This is a genomic window from Pseudomonas sp. NFXW11, from assembly GCF_049887815.1.
Classification (GTDB): domain Bacteria; phylum Pseudomonadota; class Gammaproteobacteria; order Pseudomonadales; family Pseudomonadaceae; genus Aquipseudomonas.
The window spans coordinates 321853-337166 of sequence record NZ_JAGEKI010000001.1; the positions used below are offsets into that span (position 1 = coordinate 321853).

At 64.4% G+C, this 15314-nt stretch carries 18 protein-coding genes; 12 read left to right on the forward strand and 6 right to left on the reverse strand.

All coding sequences use genetic code 11. The annotated features are described in order from the left end of the window. Nucleotide 1: 1 nt before the first annotated feature. Nucleotides 2–724: an SGNH/GDSL hydrolase family protein gene (locus J4P02_RS01465; RefSeq protein ID WP_426187020.1), complete on the reverse strand. Its 723-nt coding sequence runs from the start codon at nucleotides 722–724 to the stop codon at nucleotides 2–4. A 144-nt stretch (nucleotides 725–868) separates the two neighbouring features. Here J4P02_RS01465 and J4P02_RS01470 point away from each other — a divergent pair, with 144 nt between their 5' ends. Next, on the forward strand, nucleotides 869–1492 hold the full coding sequence (locus J4P02_RS01470) for a TetR/AcrR family transcriptional regulator (RefSeq protein WP_426187023.1): 624 nt from the start codon (nucleotides 869–871) through the stop codon (nucleotides 1490–1492). A gap of 55 nt (nucleotides 1493–1547) precedes the next feature. Here J4P02_RS01470 and J4P02_RS01475 read toward each other — a convergent pair whose 3' ends face one another. From J4P02_RS01475 to J4P02_RS01490, 4 genes are read right to left on the reverse strand one after another with little or no spacing between them, the layout of a single operon-like run. Beyond that, the gene (locus J4P02_RS01475) at nucleotides 1548–1973 is read right to left on the reverse strand and encodes a GNAT family N-acetyltransferase (RefSeq protein WP_426187026.1); all 426 of its coding nucleotides are present in this window, start codon (nucleotides 1971–1973) and stop codon (nucleotides 1548–1550) included. A 31-nt stretch (nucleotides 1974–2004) separates the two neighbouring features. Beyond that, nucleotides 2005–2514: a transcriptional regulator gene (locus tag J4P02_RS01480; RefSeq protein WP_426187029.1), complete on the reverse strand. Its 510-nt coding sequence runs from the start codon at nucleotides 2512–2514 to the stop codon at nucleotides 2005–2007. Further along, on the reverse strand, nucleotides 2507–2815 hold the full coding sequence (locus tag J4P02_RS01485; protein WP_426187032.1) for a LysR family transcriptional regulator: 309 nt from the start codon (nucleotides 2813–2815) through the stop codon (nucleotides 2507–2509). Before J4P02_RS01485 ends, J4P02_RS01480 begins: the two co-directional genes overlap by 8 nt. Continuing rightward, nucleotides 2812–3120, reverse strand: a complete 309-nt coding sequence (locus J4P02_RS01490; protein ID WP_426187035.1) for a hypothetical protein — start codon at nucleotides 3118–3120, stop codon at nucleotides 2812–2814. Before J4P02_RS01490 ends, J4P02_RS01485 begins: the two co-directional genes overlap by 4 nt. Before the next feature lie 374 nt (nucleotides 3121–3494). Here J4P02_RS01490 and J4P02_RS01495 point away from each other — a divergent pair, with 374 nt between their 5' ends. Genes J4P02_RS01495 through J4P02_RS01505 form a run of 3 tightly spaced genes read left to right on the forward strand, consistent with a single transcriptional unit; the run spans nucleotide 3495 to nucleotide 4936 of the window. Next, nucleotides 3495–3920, forward strand: coding sequence for a PaaI family thioesterase (locus tag J4P02_RS01495; protein ID WP_426187038.1), 426 nt, complete (start codon nucleotides 3495–3497; stop codon nucleotides 3918–3920). Next, complete coding sequence (locus tag J4P02_RS01500) at nucleotides 3917–4318, forward strand: PaaI family thioesterase (RefSeq protein ID WP_426187041.1); 402 nt, start codon at nucleotides 3917–3919, stop codon at nucleotides 4316–4318. Before J4P02_RS01495 ends, J4P02_RS01500 begins: the two co-directional genes overlap by 4 nt. 48 nt (nucleotides 4319–4366) lie before the next feature. Next, complete coding sequence (locus tag J4P02_RS01505) at nucleotides 4367–4936, forward strand: TetR/AcrR family transcriptional regulator (protein WP_426187044.1); 570 nt, start codon at nucleotides 4367–4369, stop codon at nucleotides 4934–4936. 71 nt (nucleotides 4937–5007) lie between these two features. Here J4P02_RS01505 and J4P02_RS01510 read toward each other — a convergent pair whose 3' ends face one another. After that, the gene (locus J4P02_RS01510) at nucleotides 5008–6138 is read right to left on the reverse strand and encodes a serine hydrolase domain-containing protein (RefSeq protein WP_426187701.1); all 1131 of its coding nucleotides are present in this window, start codon (nucleotides 6136–6138) and stop codon (nucleotides 5008–5010) included. Between the two features lie 176 nt (nucleotides 6139–6314). Here J4P02_RS01510 and J4P02_RS01515 point away from each other — a divergent pair, with 176 nt between their 5' ends. The 8 genes from J4P02_RS01515 to J4P02_RS01550 all read left to right on the forward strand — a co-directional run bounded on the left by J4P02_RS01515 (nucleotide 6315) and on the right by J4P02_RS01550 (nucleotide 15308). Further along, on the forward strand, nucleotides 6315–7256 hold the full coding sequence (locus J4P02_RS01515; protein WP_426187047.1) for a LysR family transcriptional regulator: 942 nt from the start codon (nucleotides 6315–6317) through the stop codon (nucleotides 7254–7256). A 146-nt stretch (nucleotides 7257–7402) separates the two neighbouring features. Then, nucleotides 7403–9580 (forward strand): type VI secretion system Vgr family protein, encoded by a 2178-nt coding sequence (locus J4P02_RS01520; RefSeq protein WP_426187050.1) that lies wholly within the window; start codon nucleotides 7403–7405, stop codon nucleotides 9578–9580. A gap of 16 nt (nucleotides 9581–9596) precedes the next feature. Beyond that, entirely contained in the window at nucleotides 9597–10049 is a 453-nt protein-coding gene (locus J4P02_RS01525) for a DUF6484 domain-containing protein (RefSeq protein WP_426187053.1), read from the forward strand. An 11-nt stretch (nucleotides 10050–10060) separates the two neighbouring features. Beyond that, on the forward strand, nucleotides 10061–11203 hold the full coding sequence (locus J4P02_RS01530; RefSeq protein ID WP_426187056.1) for a DUF2169 family type VI secretion system accessory protein: 1143 nt from the start codon (nucleotides 10061–10063) through the stop codon (nucleotides 11201–11203). Next, nucleotides 11200–12264 (forward strand): 3-oxoacyl-ACP synthase, encoded by a 1065-nt coding sequence (locus tag J4P02_RS01535; RefSeq protein ID WP_426187059.1) that lies wholly within the window; start codon nucleotides 11200–11202, stop codon nucleotides 12262–12264. Before J4P02_RS01530 ends, J4P02_RS01535 begins: the two co-directional genes overlap by 4 nt. Further along, entirely contained in the window at nucleotides 12261–13178 is a 918-nt protein-coding gene (locus J4P02_RS01540) for a DUF4150 domain-containing protein (protein ID WP_426187062.1), read from the forward strand. The genes J4P02_RS01535 and J4P02_RS01540 overlap by 4 nt, the downstream gene beginning before the upstream one ends. Then, a complete protein-coding gene (locus J4P02_RS01545) occupies nucleotides 13175–14038 on the forward strand; it encodes a hypothetical protein (protein WP_426187065.1) in 864 nt (287 codons plus the stop codon). The genes J4P02_RS01540 and J4P02_RS01545 overlap by 4 nt, the downstream gene beginning before the upstream one ends. A 25-nt stretch (nucleotides 14039–14063) precedes the next feature. After that, a complete protein-coding gene (locus J4P02_RS01550; protein ID WP_426187068.1) occupies nucleotides 14064–15308 on the forward strand; it encodes a TIGR02270 family protein in 1245 nt (414 codons plus the stop codon). Nucleotides 15309–15314: the final 6 nt, after the last annotated feature.

The window sequence follows — 15314 nt, forward strand, 5'->3', positions numbered from 1 at the left end:
GCTAGGCCTGGCTGCGGCTGGCCTGCCAATGGCGAGTCAACAGCGTCATCACCTCATCGGCCCACAGGGCATAGAGAGGGGGCCCTGGGTGAAACCCGTCCGGGGCCATCCACGCTTGGCGTAACGGCAGTGCGTTTTCCAGCAGTGCGCAGCCAGGATGACGCTCCACAAGCGTGGCCAGATGCCGATCCAGGCGTTTGGCCCGGCCTCCCAGGTACCAGCGCAGGGGTTGGGGCAATGCAGGAAAGGCATGCATGGGCGGCAGCCTGGAGAAAATGATCAGCGAGGCGCCGAACTTGCCGCGCAACAGCGCGACCAGCCGACTCAGTGCCGCATCCCAGGCATTGAGCGAGACATTGCCAGTCACGTCGTTGACCCCGACTGAAACCACCACCACATCGAAGCGATCGGCAGGGCTGCGCTCCAGCAGTTGCACCAGCTCTCGCGAATCGAGCCCGGATTGCGCCAGCAATTTCCAGTCAAGCCGATGGTTTTTCGCCAATTGCGTCACCAGGCGCCCGGCCAGCGCCTGCTGTTGGGTGCCGGCGCCCACTCCTGCGGCGGCAGAGTCTCCGAGGATCAGCAGACGCAGCGCCGTGCCCTGCCCCGTCTCGCCGCTGCGCAGGCCATCCGCCTCCGGCAACTTGGGGGTGATCCAGCGGACATAGTGCCCTTGGGCCAGCAGCAACGGCCCCAAGGTGATCTTGCTCAGCAGTTCAAGCATGTCGATGTCATCGATAGGGGCAGGTTCTTCAGCCGCAGCGGCGGTGTTCTGCAGCACAACTTAAGAGCGCGCCTTTACGCTGTAAAGATATTTCCCCATGTTAAGATCCAGCCCGTCTTTTTTGCTCGATACACGCCCTTGCCCATGTCCAAGACCACTCCCCGTACTCGCGCTACCTATCATGTGGGCAACCTGGCCCCGCAGCTGCTGGAGGCCGCCCGAGAGATGCTCGAAGAGGTGGGGCCGACCAAGCTTTCGCTGCGGGCGGTTTCCGAGCGAGTGGGGGTTAGCGCCACCGCGTCCTATCACCACTATGCCAACCGGGCGGAGCTGATCGGCCATCTGGCTGCCCAAGGATTCCGCGAGCTGGCCCGGGAGCTTATCGCCAAGGATGCGCAGAGCCCGGGTTCGCAGAGGTTGCGCAATGCCACCCTGGCCTACTTTGCTTTCGCCCGAAGCAATCCGGCCCTGTACCAGCTGATGTTCGGCCCGGAATTCGCCGATGGCGAAATGCTTGCCGAACTGCAACAGGCCCGCGAAGAGGCCTTTGGCGAACTGCGGCGGATCATCGCCGAGCTGCTGGAGCGCCAGGTCGACAGCGCCGAAGTGCGACGAGCAGCGCTTGCCAGCTGGTCCTATACCCACGGCCTGGCCTCGCTGGTCATCCACAAGGTGCTGCAGTTCCCCGCCGACACCAGCAACGAGCGCTTTGTCGACAGCACCCTGCAAGGGTTGGAGCAGTTGTTCCTGATCGGGCAGCGCGGCTGATCGAAGCACAGCCACCGACTTCAACTGCACCCAGCGTTTGGAGGGAAACCTTGCGTCAGGCCAATAGTTTCTGAAAGAAAAAACGCTTGTGTCCTGGCGGGAAGTTATCCAGGTGAGCGAACTCGCTGAAGCCATGGCGTTGGTAGAACTCGGGAGCCTGGAAATCAAAGGTATCGAGCCAGATGCCGACGCAGCCATGTTCACGCGCAATGTCTTCAGCCATGTCCATCAGCCGTGATCCCGTGCCCTGCCCTTGCGTTTCCTCGGGTATGGCCAGCAGCTCGATAAACAGCCAGCGATAAAAAATCTCGCCAGCGAGCCCGCCGATGATTTCGTCGCTGTGCTCATCACGAACCAGCAAGGCAATCGATTGTGCTTTCGAATCGCCGGCCTTGGCCAGATTATGAGCCCGCAAGGGCCTGAGGATGGCCGAGCGCTCGTCTGCCCCCGGGTTGAATCTGACTTCGATACGCGTACTCATTCACTGGTCCTTCAGGTTGTTAGGAAACACATCACTCGACCAATGGCACCTGCTGGCCAAGCCTCAATACATCCGTCGCGTCCAGTTGCTCCTCGATCTGCAGGAAACGCATGGCTGTCACTGGCGACATCTTTCTGGAAACCTCGTCCACATAGCGAAACAGGGTCATTCTCTGCCTTGCCACCAGGGTTTTGTGCGACTTGATCAGCCCTGCGGCATCCTCATGGGTCACGGAGCCAGAGCCGGAGGCGTGGGCCCTGGCGTATTCGAACAGAAGCTTGAAGTAGGCCCTGCTGGTGAAGTCGATCTCATTGCGGTAGCGGCTATAGATGGGCCAGAAACTTTCCGCCTTCTGGTCATCGAGCTGCATGTTTTCCGCCACCATCAGCTTACGGTTGTAGTTGAGGGCCTCAAGATGGTTCTTGATCTTTTCCTTGTTCTCACTCATCACCACTTGCGCCGACGGTGGCGATTCTTGTGCGTTCACCGAGAAGAAAATGCCAAAGAAAAGCAGCACTACGAAGATTGGGCTGTTAGACATTGGCTGATTCCTTCTCGGACACGAGCAAGACCCGCAACGCGAGCTGCATCAGCTGCATCGCCGGCTCAAGCATTTCGGCAATGTGTCTGGCCAAGGGTGTCGGCTCCATATGCCGGCAACGAGGAATGAACAGCGGGTCCTCGAAGCGGTAGCGCAATTCGCGCAGCGAATTGCTCACGGCTGGCTGGGTGACACTCAATCGCTGCGCCGCACGGGAAACATTCTGCTCCTGGTAAATCACCATGAAGGTGACCAGGGAGTTGAGATCGATTTTCCGGAGTAACTGCTCGTCAAAGATCATTTACAGTTTTCCCCTGTGTCCAAGGAAGTGGAAAATTGCATTTCCCTGCAGTAGCCGACCAGGATCTGGACCAGGTCGGCGAGGTCCTCTGCAAAAAAGTAGTGGTGCATGCACTCCTGACTCGCCCACTGACTGCGCAACTCCCAGAGTTCCTGGTCGTCATTGCTTTGGACAAGGCCCAAAGAGAGGCAGCCGGGCAGCATCCCGAGTCGAGCCATCAATTCGCGGATATCACTCTTTCGCGCCAGGTCGATAACAGGAGAAACCAGAATTTTCACTGTACTGACAGCTTTGCTCAACAACATGACTTGGACCTCCAGATGTTGTGCTCACAGGGTCATGAGCCGGGTCGCAAGCCTTCTTGCATTGGCCTGGCGGAATCAGCCGCCGTGCTTCTGTGCTTGCGCTGTCCAGGCGCCGGGTGTCATTGCACCCGGCCGTTGGAACGAGCACATGAAGCCATAAGGATTCTTATGAGTCAAATATGACTCATAATTTTTGACAGTCTCGTCGCGACCTTCAGTGAGGGCAACCCAGGACCAGCCGTGGCAGAAGGCGCGATCAAAGCCGGTGTTATGCCTGCTCATTCATCGAGCCAATGACGGGTTCCGGAGGGAGACAGCAGGTGAATTCCGGGTCTATTTTATCTAGACCAGTCTATATAGAAATGAGCCCTCCCATGACCGCGACTCCGGCTGATATGCGCCAGCAACTGCAACAGATCATCGCCATCACCCCCTTTGCCCGCTCCATGGGGGCCAGGGTCAGGGAATTCGCCGAGGGCTTGGCGGAGCTTGAGATAGACGTCAAACCTGAACTGATGCACCAGCACCATGGTTTTGTGCATGGCGCCATTGTCGGTTTCATGGCCGATAGCGCCTGCGCCTGGGCAGCCGCTTCCCTGGCGGGAGACGTGGTGACTGCCGAGTACAAGCTGAACCTGCTGGCACCTGCCAAGGGCGAGCGTCTCTGGGCGCGAGGCAAGGTCTTGAAGGCCGGCGGCCGGCTGCTGGTGGTGCAGGCCGATGTGTTCGCGGTCGACCAGGGACGGGAGAAACACGTAGCGGTGGCGCTCGCCACCATCGCCAAGGCAGGTGCGGCATGAGTGCCCCTGAGGGGTTTGGGCCGCTGTTTCGCAGCAGCCCGTTGCTCGACCTCCTCGGCCCGTTCTACTGTCGGCGGGATGATCAACGGCGACTGGTGGTGGCGGTACGGGTTGAGGACAAGCATTGCAACCACGGTGGCACGGCACATGGCGGCTTGTTGAGCACCCTGGCCGATGTCGGTCTCGGCTATGCCATGGCCTTTTCCCGCGAGCCGCCCCAGCCCATGGTGACCGTGGGCTTGCGGGTCGATTTCTGCGGCGCGGCGCGCACCGGCGACTGGCTTGAAGTGCATGCCGAGGTGGAGAAACTCGGCCAGCGCATGGCCTTCGCTTCGGCGCGGATTCGTGCCGGTGAACGGTTGGTGGCCAGCGCCAGTGGTGTGTTTCATCTTCCCTGAAGCTCGGGCATGCTTACGCCGCCGCAATCGCCACCTGGAGAGTCACGCTTGCCGAAGAAGTCCAACGCTGCCGAACGTATCGTCCGCGCTACCGCCAGCTTGCTTGCCAGCCGAGGTTATGCCGGCACCGGGCTCAGCGACATCATCGCCCGCTCCGAGGCGCCGAAAGGCTCCTTGTACCACTACTTCCCGGACGGCAAGCCGCAGATCGCCAGTGCTGCCATAGGTTTTGTCGGCCGTGAAGTGCAGGCCTTTCTCGAACAGGCAGGCAGCCAAGCGCCCCATGCACGCAATGTGCTGGGGCGTTTCACCGCGACGCTGCGCAACTGGCTGCAGCACTCTCAATTCGCCGAGGCCTGCCCGGTATTTTCCACCGCCCTGAGCATTGAGGCCGAGCTGGCCCCGGTGCATGCCGAGTGCCGCTCGGTCCTGCGCGCCTGGCACGCCAGCATCGAAGGCGCGCTGCGTGCCGACGGCGTCGCGGCGGCTGCGGCGACCTCGAGGGCCTGGCTGGTGCTGTGTGCCCTGGAGGGCGCTGTGGCCATTTCCCGCTCCGAGCAGTCACTTTCGGCGCTGGATGCAACCGAGGGTGAACTCAGGGCGCTGCTGCCGGAGTAACCCTCCAGGCGTGGCGCCTTGTCCGCTTGCCGCGCCGCAGATGCTGCTTCAACGAAGTGGAAAGGCGCTTATCAGCCTTCCGCCAAGGCCCCATAGACCGCGTCGCGCAGGTCGTTCACAAAGCGTCCCGACATCCCCTCGTACAGGGTGTTGGTAAAGGCCACCACGCTGAGCCCCAGGGCCCGATCGACGAACCAGGAATGGCCATAGGCACCGCCCCAGCGCCAGGTACCGGGGGATTCGGGCGAGCCCGCCAGGCGCGGGTCGCGCAATACCGAGAACCCCAGGCCAAAGCCGAAGCCCGGGGCATTGGGCAGCTCCAGGCCCCCGGTCTGGTCCCGGGCCATCTCCGCCACCAGTTCACTGGGCAGGAGCGCGCCGCGGTCCTGGCGCAAGGCTTCCAGCAGGCGCAGGAAATCCTCGGCGGTGCCGGCCATGCCCGCGCCTCCGGAAGGAAACGCCAGCGGATCGAGAATGCGCCCGGGGCTGTAGACGATGCCCACCGCCCCTTCGAAGGGCGTAACCCTTTCGCCCTCCGCCAACCGGCGGGGCTGCGGCCCGTCATTGACATAGGCGCTCGCCAGCCGCTGCACGTCGCGGGCGACAAAATCGCTGTCCTGCATGCCCAGCGGGCCGGTCACCAGTTGCCGTACTGCAACCCCCAGCGGCGTGCCATGCACCCGTTCGATCAGCGCCCCCAGCACATCGGTGGCCAGGGAATAGCACCAGGCCGTACCCGGCTCGTACAGCAGCGGCACACTGGCGATGCGCCGCAGGTTTTCCTCCAGGTCGATGCCGGAGGCATCCATGCCGTCCGACACCCCGGCCCGGGCGTAAGGGCCATCCGCCCCTTCTTCCAGGAAGCGATAGCCAAGCCCTGCACCGTGACTGAGCAGTTGCCGCAGGGTGATCCGCGCGGCTCGACCGTCGGCCAGCCTTGGGCGGAACTCCGGCAGCCAGGCATCCAGGTTGTCATCCAGGCCAAGCCGGCCTTGCGCCACCAGCACCAGCGCCGCTGCCGAAACGATCGGCTTGCTCGCCGAAGCCAGGCGAAACAGCGCATCCACCGACATCGCCCGGGCCGCCTCGCGATCCGCCCAGCCGAGGGCCTGGCGGTGAATCAGTTCACCGTCGCGGGCCACCAGGACCACGGCGCCCACCAGGCGCCGATCCTCCAGCGCCTGTTGGGTCACAGCCTGGATACGAGGGCACAGCGGTGCCGGTGAAAGGCTTGCAAGAGATGGAGACGAGGGAAGCGCCACGGGAAATTCCTTGGGTCGATGTATACTTGCGTCACCTTAGAAAGCCTCGGATTAAAGAAAAAGTGGAGTAGAGTTCCGCTTTGCGCGGAACTTCCTGTCCGTAATCGAGGTGACTGATGGACAGCCTCAATGGCTTCGTGGTGTTTGTGCAGGTGGCGGAAACCCGCAGTTTTGTCGCCGCCGGCCGGCTGCTCGGGGTGTCGGCCTCGGCGGTGGGCAAGAGCGTGGCGCGCCTGGAGGAAAAACTCGGCGTGCGCCTGTTTCATCGCAGCACCCGCAGCGTCACCCTGACCGCCGAAGGCGCCCTGTTTCTGCAGCGCAGCCGGCGCATTCTGGCGGAAATCGAAGCGGCCGAGCAGGAACTGTCCCAGGCCAAGGCAGCGCCCCGCGGGCGCCTGCGGGTCAGCCTGCCCCTGGTCAGTTCCCTGGTGCTGCCGGTGCTGGGGGATTTCATGCGCGATTACCCGCAGATCGAGCTGGACCTGGATTTCAGCGACCGCCTGGTGGATGTGATCGAGGAAGGCTTCGATCTGGTGCTCAGAACCGGCGAGCCCAGCGACTCACGCCTGACCGCGCGCCGCCTTGGCAGCTTCCGCTCGCTGCTGGTGGCCTCGCCCGACTACCTGGCACAGCACGGCACCCCCAGGGTGCCTGTCGAGCTGCTCGAGCACCGGTGCCTGCATTACCGCTTTCCCCACAGCGGCAAGCTCGAGCCCTGGACCCTGCGGCGCGACGCCGACGAGCCGGAACTGGCACTGCCCACCTCGATGATCTGCAACAACATCGAGACCCGCCTGTGCTTTGCCTTGCAGGGCCTGGGCATTGCCTACCTGCCGGAGTTCGCCATCCGCGAGCCCCTGGCGGATGGCCGGTTGCGCGCGATTCTGCAGCAGCACAGCGAGCGCACCGGGGTGTTCCATGTGCTCTGGCCCGCCAGCAAGCACCCCTCGCCCAAGGTCCGGGCCCTGGTGGATTTCCTCTGCGCCCGGGTCTTCCCGAATGATTCTGGTGGTTTATCGCTTGCCGGAATAATGCCAATCGCCAAAGAGAATGAATAAGCCGCCGGTGCTCACCTATCTTCAGACAGGTTCTTGTTCGTTCAGGGGCGCCGCCATTCCTGACGGCAAGTGAACCGCGCCAGCCCCGCAAGAGCATCGCCAGGCCGATAGGGAGATCGCCTCTGCACGAGCAGAGCAAAGCGCACATGACCATTACCCAGAGCAAGCGTTTGGTCCAGGTTGACAGCCCCCTTGGCGGCGATGTGCTGGTGCTGCAGAGCATGCAGGGCAGCGAAGAGCTGGGGCGCCTGTTCCACTACGAGCTGGATCTGGTCTCCGAAGACCGGGCGATCCGCTTCGAGCAACTGCTGGGCAAGCCGATAAGCCTGAACCTGGAGCTGTACGGTGGCGCCCGGCGCTACTTCCACGGCATTGTCAGCAGTTGCCGGCAGTTGGCCGGCAGCGGCCAGTTCGCCGCCTACCGGGTCAGCCTGCGGCCCTGGTTGTGGCTGCTGACGCGCACCTCGGACTGCCGGATTTTCCAGAACCAACGGGTACCGGACATCCTCAAGCAGGTGTTTCGCGACCTGGGTTTCTCCGACTTCGAAGACAACCTGAGCGCCAGTTACCGCGAGTGGGAATACTGCGTGCAGTACCGCGAAAGCAGCTTCGACTTCGTCAGCCGCCTGATGGAGCAGGAAGGCATCTACTACTACTTCCGACACGAACAGGATCGCCATGTGCTGGTGCTGGCCGATGCCTATGGCGCCCACGCCACGGCGCCGGGCTACGCCTCGGTGCCCTTCTTCCCGCCCGACCAGCAAATGCGCGAGCGCGATCATTTTTACGATTGGCAGATGGCGCATGAGGTGCAACCCGGTTCGCTGGCGCTCAACGACTACGATTTCCTGCGGCCCCGCGCCAGCCTCGAAGTGCGCTCCAGCGTGCCGCGCAACCACAGCCACAGCGACTACCCGCTTTACGACTACCCCGGCGAATACCTGCAGAGCAACGACGGCGAGCACTACGCCCGCACCCGCATCGAAGCCATTCACAGCCAGTTCGAGCGGGTGCAACTGCGCGGGCGCGCCCGTGGCCTGGGCGCCGGCCACCTGTTCACCCTGAGCGGCTTTGAGCGCGCCGACCAGAACCGCGAATACCTGGTGCTGCTGGCGCGCTACCAGATCCGCCAGGAACCCTACGAAAGCGGCCAGGCGGAGCTGGGGGAACAGTTCGTCAGCGAGCTCGACTGCCTGGATGCCAGCCAGGCCTTTCGCCCGCTGCCCCTGACTCCGCTGCCGATTGTCCGCGGGCCGCAGACTGCGGTGGTGGTCGGCCCCGCCGGCGAGGAGATCTGGACCGACCAGCATGGCCGGGTCAAGGTGCATTTCCACTGGGATCGGCATGACCAGTCCAACGAAAACAGCTCCTGCTGGATTCGCGTGTCCCAGGCCTGGGCCGGCAAGAACTGGGGGGCCATGCAGCTGCCGCGGATCGGCCAGGAAGTGATTGTCAGCTTTCTGGAAGGCGACCCGGATCGGCCGATCATCACTGGCCGGGTGTACAACGCCGAGCAGACCGTGCCCTACAAGCTGCCGGCCAATGCCACCCAGAGCGGGGTGAAAAGCCGTTCGAGCAAGGACGGCTCGCCGGCCAATTTCAACGAGATCCGCATGGAGGACAAGAAAGGCGCCGAGCAGCTGTTTATCCATGCCGAGAAGAACCAGGACATCGAAGTCGAGAACGACGAGACCCACTGGGTGGGCCATGACCGCAGCAAGACCGTCGACAACGATGAAACCGTGCGCATCAAGCACGACCGTACGGAAACCGTGAACAACAACGAAACCATCTCCATCGGCGTCAACCGCACGGAGGATGTCGGCAATGACGAAAAGATCAGCATCGGCGCCAATCGCACCGAGCGCGTCGGCAACAACGAGCACATCAGCATTGGCGCCAACCGCAAGGAACAGGTGGGTGCCACCGAAAACATCAGCATCGGCAGCCACCGCAGCGAAGACGTGGGCGGCAACGAGCGCATCAGTATCGGCGGCAACCGCGATGAACAGGTCCAGGGTAACGAAGCGCTCGAGATCAGCGGCAACCACAGCACCCGGATCGGCCAGAGCGAGTCGCACCAGGTGGCCCGCGAGCGCAGCAGCGATATCGGCCAGGACGACAGCCTGAACGTGGGCAAGCACTTTGCGCTGAACGCCGGCGACTCCATCAGCCTGACCACGGGCGCGGCCAGCATCACCCTGAAAAAGGACGGCAGCATCGCCATCAGCGGCAAGAACATCAGCATCGATGGCTCCGGCGCCATCACCATCAAAGCCAGCAGGAATGTCGTGGTCAAAGGCCAGAAAATTCTGCAGAACTAGCCCTGGAGCCTCAGCCATGAGCGTCGAACATTGCCTTCCCGCCTCCTCCACCGCGACCCGGATCGATGGCGTGGTGCTGGGGGTGCTGCTGGACGTGCCCGGGGCCGATGCCCCGGTGGTGGCCTTCCCCGGCTGCCCGGATGAGGCGGGCCTGGCCGCTCGCACCACCACCGCGCTGCGTCGTGAGGATATCGGCGCCCAGGTGGCGCTGATGTTCGAGGCCGGCGACCCGACCCGGCCACTGGTGATCGGGCGTATCCAGCGCTTGCCGGAGGCCGCGCCACAGAGCGTCGCCCTGCTGGATGGCCAGCGCCTGGAACTGTGCGCCGAGCGGGAAATCGTCCTGCGCTGCGGCCAGGCCAGCATTACCCTCACCCGCGAGGGCAAGGTGCTGATCCGCGGCGCCTACCTCTCCAGTCGGTCCTCGGGGGTGAACCGGATCAAGGGCGCGTCGGTGCAGATCAACTAAGGCGGCAGGCCATGGAATTGCTCAACAAGAGCCGGTTCAGTGCCGGCTACAGCACCTCGACCGACAACCAGGGCCGCGAGTGGCTGGTGGTGGTGGCCAAGGGCAGCTACGCCCTTCCCCAGCACCCCGGGCACGAGCCGCGGCTGCTCGCCAGCCAGGCGCCGCCGATCATGGCCGACGTGTTTGCCGGCGAACCGGGAGAGTCACCGGCGCTCTATGAAAACGACTTCGCCCTGCACAAGCCACGCTGCGATGTGCTGCTCAATGGGCACTGCCATGCGCCCAACGGCCAGCCGGCCACCGCGGTGAACGTGGCGTTGAAAATAGGCACGCTGGTCAAGGCCTTCAGGGTCGTCGGCAAGCGCTACTACCAGGTCGGCGGACTGTCCTACGGCGTCAGCTCGCCCCAGCCCTTTAGCCACATGCCGATCACCTACGCCCAGGCTTTTGGCGGGGTCGATCGCAGCCAGGCAGACCCCGGACAGCACCAGTGGTACCCCAGCAACCCGGTAGGCGTGGGCTTTTACCCCAGTGCCGAGGCCGAACAGATCAATGGCCTGCCGCTGCCCAATACCGAGGAACTGGAACGCCCGGTAACCCGCGCCGACGGCGACTACCTCCCCATGGCCTTCGGTCCCTTGGGGCGCGCCTGGCGCCCGCGCATCGGCTGGGCCGGCACCTATGACCAGCACTGGCTCGATCAGCAATACCCCTTCTTGCCCGAGGACTTCGACCTGCGTTACTTCCAGGCCGCCCCGCCGGACCAGCAGATCGACTACCCCCAAGGCGGTGAAGAAGTGGCGCTGCTCAATCTCAGCCACAGCGGTCGCCTGGCATTCAGGCTGCCGGCCAGGCTCAAGCTGCCGGTGCTGCTGGTGTTTCACGATGAGCCCGTCCGCGAGCTGGCCGCGGTGGTCGATACCCTGTTGATCGAGCCCGACGCCAATCGCCTGGCCCTGACCTGGCGCGCCGCATCGCCCTTGACCCGCAATCTGCGGGAAGTCGCCCAGGTGATAGTCGGGCAAAGCGCCCGGCGCTTCGAACAGGCCCGGGCCAGCGAAGCACGCATGCGTGGCAAGCAGCATTTCACGTCACTGCAGCAGTTGATCGCCTGGAGCCAGGCGACCGACCCTGCCACCGAAGACCCGGCATGACGCCCATGCTCGGTAGCGAGCTGTTTATCAGCGCCGTGGGCCTGACCTGCCCGGTTGGCCTGTGCGCCGCCAGCGCCTGCGCCGCCAAGCGCGCCGGGCTCTCGGCGCTGCAGGAACTGGGGTTCTATGACAACGCCGGCGAAGCCATCATCGGCGCGGCGGTGCCCGACCTGGAGCTGACCCTGGCGCCCGTGGTGCGCCAAACCGAGCTGATGCTGCAGGCGCTGGGCGAACTCTTGCAGGCAGCGCCACCACTGGACTGGCAGCAGGTGCCCTTGCTGCTGTGCCTGGCCGAGCCGGAACGCCCGGGGGGCAACAGCCGAGCGCTGGCACAGAGCATTATCCAGGCGCTGCCCGCACGGCTGGGGGTGGCCTTCCATCCGGGCCACTCGCGAATCTTCCCCAGTGGCCAGGTCGCCGGTTTCAATGCCCTGCAGGAGGCCGCCCGGCTGATGGGCCAACGCCTGGCCCCGGCCTGTGTGGTGGCTGGGGTCGACTCGCTGCTCAACGCCCAGACCCTGCAGTGGCTGGACCAGGATCGCCGGTTGAAAACCACCCGCAACCGCGATGGCCTGTTGCCGGGGGAAGGCGCCGCCGCCGTGCTGGTGCACGCCCAGCGCCAGGCCGACACCTGCCTGAGCATCAGCGGCCTGGGCCTGGGCCAGGAAGATGCGCCGCTGCTGTCCGGCAAGCCCCTGCGGGCCAATGGCCTGACTGCCGCCGCGCGTGCCGCCCTGGCCCAGGCCGGGCTGGGCTTGCACCAGATCGACCTGCGCTTGTCCGATGTCACCGGTGAGCAATATGGCTTCAAGGAGCTGCCCTTGATGCAGGCCCGGCTGTTGCGCACCGTCAGAAAACAGGACCAGCCCTTGTGGCATTGGGCCGAAGCCATTGGCGACAGCGGCGCGATGGCGTCCATCGCCCAGTTGATCCTGGCCGACCAGGCCTTTCGCAAAGGCTATGCGCCGGGCAGCAACGCGCTGTGCCTGGCCAGTGCAGTGGGCGGCGCCCGGGCGGCCGCGGTGCTGCGCGATATCCATGCAGATGGGGGTAACCGATGAGCTGCGAGGTGTACACCAATGGCGATGAAATTGCCTGCAAGGCCGGTGGCGGCAAGGTCATCGCCGCCTTTCCGGATGTCTGCCTGACACCCCCGCCGCCACCGGCCGGGCCGATTCCGGTGCCCTACCCCGACACCTCGTTTTCCAAGGACATGCAAAAAGGCAGCAAGACGGTGAAGATCGGCCGCAAGGAGGTGATGCTCAAGGACCAGTCCTTCTACAAGACCTCGCCCCTGGGCGATGAAGCGGCCACCCGCAGCCAGGGCGCCGGGGTCATCACCCATGTGATCACCGGCAAGACCTATTTCATTTCCTGGTCAATGGATGTGCTGTTCGAAGGCCGCAATATCGACCGCCACACCGACCTGACCACCTCCAACCATGCCAGCCCCGCCGCCAACGCCGCGGTGCCCATGGTCAACACCGCCAAGTACGCACCGGTGCAGCAGGACTCCAAGGTGCCCGGCAAGTACAAATGCGAATGCTGTGGCGGCGCGGCGCACTCCAAGGCCCAGGCCAAGGGTCAATACATGTCCGAAGCCGAGTTCTACGGCACTGCGCAAAACCCTGGGAACGCGGCACTGCTGGCCAAGGTGCGAAGCAGTGCCAAGTGCCAGCACCTGCTGCCCCCCGCCGGCAAGCCGCCGAGTGGCTGCAACAAATACTTCAAGACCACCTCCAGAGAGAAGACCAACATTGAGAACGACTGGACCATGAACAGACCCGCCTACGCAGAATGGAAGGGCGTGAAACAGCGTGAGCCGGTTGCTCACCGAGTGCCCAAAGCCGCTGGTGGCTGTCCCGTCGGGCCAGGCAACCTCGCGCCTACCGGCCGCAAGTGTGCAAAGCTCGAAAAGCAGCTCAGCGAGCTACAAGGAAACCGCGCTAAGATCTTCCGAGGGCCAGGGCAATGACCAGCAGCTACAAATACAGCTTGAGACCCGACTTCCTCCAAGGCTGCTTCTATTGGAAAGGCCGCGGCTACCACTACGCCAGCCCTGCTCCGGCGGCGCTGCTGGCGCCCCAGGGATGGCAGGACAGCGATCCCTGGATGGCCCTGGCGACGATTCTGGAGCGTGCCAAGCAGGGGGACTACAGCCATATTGCAGAACTCAGGAAATGGATACTCGACCCGGACAGCGCGCCGACCCTGGTCTCGGCCTGCCTGGGCCTGACCGCCGATGCGGGGCTTGACCCGGACCTGGACTTTCTCGCCGAACTGATGCTCGAAGGCCCGCCCTACTTGCGTATCGAGGCCTGCCTGGCCGCCCAGTGGTCAGGGGTGCTGTGGCTGATTCCCTTCATGCTCGAAGCCTGGCGCTCCCTGGAGCGCAGCGCCGATCGCCAGGCCGTGGAAGCCAACCTGTCGAACCTGCTCGACCCCCTGGCCGACGAGCCCGAGTTCTACGCCAGCCCGCTTGCCCCAAGCGCCTATGCCGAAGCGGTGAATGCCCGACTCGAGCAGTTGATCCAGAAACTTGGCAGCGACCGCATTGCGGTCCTTGGCGGTGCGCCTGTGGACCTCAACCAGCAGGCCTGGCTGATGAGAAAGTCCCTGGTGCCACAGGAAGGTGACGAGTGGCTCGACTGGAGCAATTTCCTGCTCTGGCGGCGCACCTTCGAGGTGTACAGCGGCGTCGACTGCTGTCGTTTCTATGCCGCCAATGGCGATTTCCAGCCCCTGGATGCGGCGGCCATACTCGATCGCTACCTGGCTGCGCCCCAGCACTTCGAGCCGGGTCGACGCTACTTCTTCGGCAAGCGGGTCGAGTAAGCCGCCAGCGCACAACAGAGAGCTTATGGCCGTCATTTCTTCAATGCTCGAGCAACACGCCGAGGAAGCCAGTTTCCTGATGCTGCTGCGGGACCAGGCGGTGCACGCCCCCCATTACGACCTTGCCGACCTCGGGCAACTGGACGAACGCCTGGCCGCCCATCTAGATGGCCTGCGCCTTGCCCCACCCAGTGCCCTGCAGGTGCTGCAGGCCCAGCTCGATAACCAGGCCCTGGGCGAGATGTTCGCCAGCGTGCTGCTGGCCTTCGAAACCCGCGATAAACCGGCGCTGACGCGGCTCAGCGAACACGCGCGCAACGCCCTGCCCACCCGGCGCGGCTACCTGATGGCCCTGGGCTGGCTCGACTGGCAGCAACTGGCGCCCTGGATCGAGCCCCTGCTCGGCGCCGCCGATCCCCTGTTCCGCTGTTTCGGCCTGGCCGCCTGCGGCATGCATCGCCAGGACCCGGGCCCGGCCCTGCTTGCCGAACTGTCCCGGGACGAGCCACTGGTGCTGGCGCGGGCCGCACGTACCGCCGGCGAACTGCGACGGCGTGATGGGCTGCCGCTGCTGGCCGCCCAGAGCCAACACCAGGACCCGGCCGTAGCCTTCTGGGCCAATTGGGCCTGCGCGCAAATGGGCGATGAGCGGGCCCTGGAGCCCTTGCGGGGGTTCGCCGAGCACGCCGGGGCCTGGCAGTACCCGGCACTCTGCGTGTTGCTCGCCTGGCAACCGCGGGAGCACAGCATTGCCTGGGTCAAGCAACTGCTGCAGCGCCCTGAGCACAGCCGTATCGGCATCCAGGCGATTGGCCTGTTGGGTGATCCGTTCAGCGTGCCCTGGCTGATCCAGCAGATGAGCGACCTGCCCCTGGCCCGGGTCGCCGGCGAAGCCTTGAGCCTGATCACCGGCGTCGACCTGGCGCAGCAGGCGCTGGAGTTGCAGGAACTGCCGGAGTTCGATGCCGGCCCCAACGACGACCCCGAGGACGGCAATGTGCTGATGGACCCCGACGAGCACCTGCCCTGGCCCGACCCCCATCGTGTCGCCGCCTGGTGGCAGGCCCATGCCGGGCATTTGCAGGAGGGTGTCGGGCATATCCTGGGGCGGGTGCAAAGCGCCGGCGCCTTCCAGCAAGCGCTGCTGGAGGGCGGGCAACGCCAGCGTATTGCCGCCGCCTATGGCCTGGCCCGCTGGCAACCGAATGCACCGCTGTTCCCCACCAGCGCCCCGGCCTGGCGCCAAAAGGCCTTATTGGCAGCCGGTTAACTCGGG